Raw genomic sequence first — 3,817 nt, forward strand, 5'->3', positions numbered from 1 at the left:
TCCCGAAGTCGTCGAGGCGGGCGCGCCACGCCGCGTGCAGTCGCGCGTCCGCCTCGACGAGACGGTGACGGGTTTCCCCATCAACGTCGTCGAACCGGTCGTCCGTTCCGGGATCGTCGCGGTCACGGTCGGCCTCCGGGGTCCCGCCACGGCGCCGCTCCCCGGCGAGGGTGCCGACGTGGTGTCCCACCGCGTCCACGACGTCGGCGAACGACTCCGGCGGACCGTCGGGATACACGCTCGCCGCCGTCCGTTCGAGTTCCCGTCGGAACTCGGCGGTCGAGAGACGCCGGTCCCGGCAGTGTGAGACCGCCGACTCGAGCATCTCGCGAACGCCGTCGGCGTACCGCTCGGAGGGATAGGCGTCCTCCAGGTCACACAGCCGCGACTCGATCTCCGGATCCGCGCGAATCGTCTCGTAACACGTCGCGTGAATCCGTTTCATCCGGGCCGCGTTTCCGACCGCGGGCATCCCGTCGAAGCCGATGTCGTCCGCGATCGACGAGAACACCTCGCGGAGGACGCCGTCGATCGTGCCCGCGTACGGCGCCCGGCGGATCCGCGCGATCAGCCGCTCCAGCTCGGCGTCCGAGACGCGGTCCGCTGCCGGTACCAGGTCGTGTTCGACGATCGCGCGGAGCCGGTCACACACCTCCGGAACGATGCTCGCCGCCTCCCCGCGGGAGAAGGAGACGACGGCGACGTGCCGCTCGGGCGTTCGATCCCCGGCGAGGTACCGCCGGAGGAGGTCCTCGGCGGCGAGGTGATAACAGACGGTGGACTTGCCCGATCCGGGCACGCAATCGAGGGTGAAAAGCCCCGAGTCGTGGGCGAAGTAGGCGTCCCTGATCGCTCGCTGGGCGTTCTCGAGGCGGAGCGGCTCCTCACTCATCGGGCGCCGCCCCTCCGTTCCCGCCCGGACGCATCCCGTGGACTGCCCGCGGGAGTTCGCGATCAGGGGCGACGAGGCGTCGTCGCTCGTCGTCGGGGATGCGCTCCGGGTCGAGGCGTTCGAGCAGATACGATCGGCGGCGTTCCTCGCCGTCGGTCGTCTCCGCGTGACGGGTGACCACCAGCCCGTTCCCGGCGGCGCGAATCACGTCGTCGAGCTGGTCGCGGTCGCGACCGTCGGTCCAGGCGGGCCGCGGAGCGAGTCCGCGCGAGCGCCCCGTGCCCGCGAGGATTTCCTCGCACAGTTCGGGCGGCAGGGCGCTTTCGGTCTTCCGCGGCCACTCCCCGTCGACGAGCCCGACCGCGATCACGTACGGAACGTCGAGCTGCCAGACGTCGTTGGCCTCGAGAACGTCGACGGCGCGGGCGTTCGAGTGTTCCCGGCGGCCGGGGCGCTGTGTGGCGATGAGTCCGGCCAGCTCCGCGACGTCCCCCCAGGAACGCTCTACGGTCCCGTCCGCGAGCCGGTCGTCGTACTTGTGTCGAAGCTGTCGAACGAGCGTCCGAACGCGCACGACGCCGCGCGCGTCGCGTTCCGTCTCGAGAAGCGCCGGCGAGTCACGCGCCTTCGTTACCGGGAGCCCGAGGCGCTCGTAGGCCTCGAGAACGTCGCCCAGAACCGACGTGACTGCCTTCGGAGACGGAGCCGGCTGCTCCTCGAGCCACTCGAGATACGCGAGCGAGCGATCGTCGATGCACGGGGTGGACCGGATCGCCGCCCGCCACCCTGACGGCGGTCGCGACCCGTCGGGAAGCGCATCCGCCATCCGCTGGACCTCGGCCGGATCGATCGGCCACTCGGATCCGGACGCGCCGGGGGGACACCACCGGTGTTCCAGCGGACGCGAGAGGGTTTCGGCGTCGAGTTCGCGGGCGTCGAGTGCTCCACAGACCGACTCGATCAGCGCGAACGGACGCGTCCGCGTCACGCGAAGCTGCGTCCAGAAGACGGGCGCGATCCCGCATTGGACGGCGGCGCGGTAAAGCGGTTCCTCGTAATCGTCGAGATCGCGGGCGACGACGGCGAGGTCGCGCACCGCCACGCCGGCGTCCCGCAGTCCGGCCACGAGCGCCATGGCGGCGCGCGCCTCGGCCCGCCGGGTCGGGGCCACAAGCTCCGCGACGGGGACGTCGGGATCGAGGATCGACGGGGACGGCCGCGTGGGGTCCCCCGTCGTCACGGATCGAACACCACCGATCCGGGGTCGGCGACCTCCAGAAGCGCCGGGAAGCGGTCCTCGAGGTACGCCCCGGTACCGCGTCGAAAGTGGACGTCGATCGAGACCGATGTCGTTCGGGCGATCGCGGTCAACAGATCGACGTGCGCGATCGGAAGGCCGCTCACTCCGACGAGCGAGACGCGCTCGACGTCGGGAAACGCCGCCCACCACGGATCTCCGTCGGCCGCCGTTAGACCCCGTGTCGCACCGCGGAGAAGCTCGACCTCCGAGACCGCCTTCTCGGCCCGGCGACGAAGCGTCCGTTCGAGCCCGACCGCCGCCGTCGTGATCTCTCCCGCATCGGCGTCGATGGGGGCGTCCAACCCATCGGCGATCTCGCGGAGCCGATCGATGCGAGCCGGATGAAAGCCGGTGACGCTTTCCACCTCGGTTCGGAGTTGCTCGAGTGCCTGCGGGTCCGAGGGCACGGCCGGAGCCGCGACGGACGGATCACCGTCCCGCAGTACCGATCGAATCATCGTGAGCCGATCGATGCGATCGAGGGCCACATTCGGCCGATCGTCGGCCTCCAGGACCCGCTCGGCGATCCCCGTCGGACCGACGAACTCGAAGCCGTCCTTCGGAGTCCGCGATTCGCGAAGCCGCCGCTGGAGGTTTCGTCTATGCAGCTCAACGGGCGCAACCACGAGCTCCATGTCGGACGTCGAGCCCGCACGCTCCAACAGCGCCTCCTCGTCGCCGACGTGAAGCGTCAGGTTCGAGGGGAGTTCGGATTGTGGGGTGGATGCCATCGGTTCTCGTGTGCGAGCGGCGGGACGTCGCTCGCCGTGTGATCGGGGCCAGGTACGGATCCTGGTCACATCAACCATGCGTTTTCGGCGATCGAAACAGAGGAAGCCAAGGGCCGGATTTGAACCGGCGTTGGGCGGCTCTGCAGGCCGCTGCGTCTGACCGAACTCTGCCACCTTGGCGCAGCAGTTTCTAGCAACGTCCGTCGCTTAAGCCTAGCGGTCGACGGTACGGCTCGGGGTCGTGGAAGCGCCATCGTCGTCGTCGAGACACGCTTCAACGCGTAGGACGTGAGCGACACCAACCACGGAGCTACCCTCGTGGCGGGCCCCTTCCGGGTCGGTGTGATCGTCTTCGACTTGTGAACGTCATGGCCCTCCCGCTCTTCGAACTGCTTACTGACTGACTGAATGAGTGACTGACTGAATGACTGAATGAGTAAATGAGTGACTGACTGAATGACTGAATGAGTAAATGAGTGACTGACTGAATGACTGAATGAGTAAATGAGTGACTGACTGAATGACTGAATGAGTGAAAGTATGAGTGGTCAGGCGGCGAACCAACTCTCCCAGAGGGTCTCCCACTCCAGTACTCGCTGATACGCTGGCAGACTTAACTTCCGTGTTCGGAATGGGTACGGGTGTGTCCCTGCCGCTCTGGCCGCCTTCATGCCGACGAACGGACTCGAACCGTCCCACACGAGCAACTCGTGTGACACCTGTGTCGGTCTCGTGTCCGATCCCGCACGCGCTCGCGAGAGCGCGTGCGAGACTCCGACCGTGTATACGTGCGATCCAGCTTCCGCCTGAACTCAGTCTGTGAGGTGGACCATATGACTGTGGCTCGGTCCGTTAGTGCTCGTGGGCTTAACACCTCGTTGCCTTGGTGCGCAC

General features: G+C 67.6%; 2 protein-coding genes, 1 tRNA gene, 1 rRNA gene and 1 pseudogene. All 5 read right to left on the reverse strand.

Annotation, left to right across the window (positions count from 1 at the left end; genetic code table 11):
* Positions 1-892 (reverse strand): annotated as a pseudogene (locus ACFQE9_RS15135) (UvrD-helicase domain-containing protein); the annotation flags it as partial.
* On the reverse strand, positions 885-2,132 hold the full coding sequence (locus tag ACFQE9_RS15140) for a PD-(D/E)XK nuclease family protein (RefSeq protein ID WP_379746614.1): 1,248 nt from the start codon (positions 2,130-2,132) through the stop codon (positions 885-887). The pseudogene ACFQE9_RS15135 and the gene ACFQE9_RS15140, both read right to left, overlap by 8 nt.
* Positions 2,129-2,923 carry a hypothetical protein gene (locus ACFQE9_RS15145; RefSeq protein ID WP_379746617.1) on the reverse strand — a complete coding sequence of 265 codons (795 nt, stop codon included), beginning with the start codon at positions 2,921-2,923 and terminating at the stop codon, positions 2,129-2,131. Before ACFQE9_RS15145 ends, ACFQE9_RS15140 begins: the two co-directional genes overlap by 4 nt.
* Before the next feature lie 104 nt (positions 2,924-3,027).
* Positions 3,028-3,103, reverse strand: a tRNA-Cys gene (locus ACFQE9_RS15150).
* 367 nt (positions 3,104-3,470) lie between these two features.
* Positions 3,471-3,592 (reverse strand): 5S ribosomal RNA (rrf, locus tag ACFQE9_RS15155).
* Positions 3,593-3,817: the final 225 nt, after the last annotated feature.

Origin of the sequence: Halopenitus salinus (genome assembly GCF_042662125.1) — an archaeon.
GTDB lineage: Archaea > Halobacteriota > Halobacteria > Halobacteriales > Haloferacaceae > Halopenitus > Halopenitus salinus.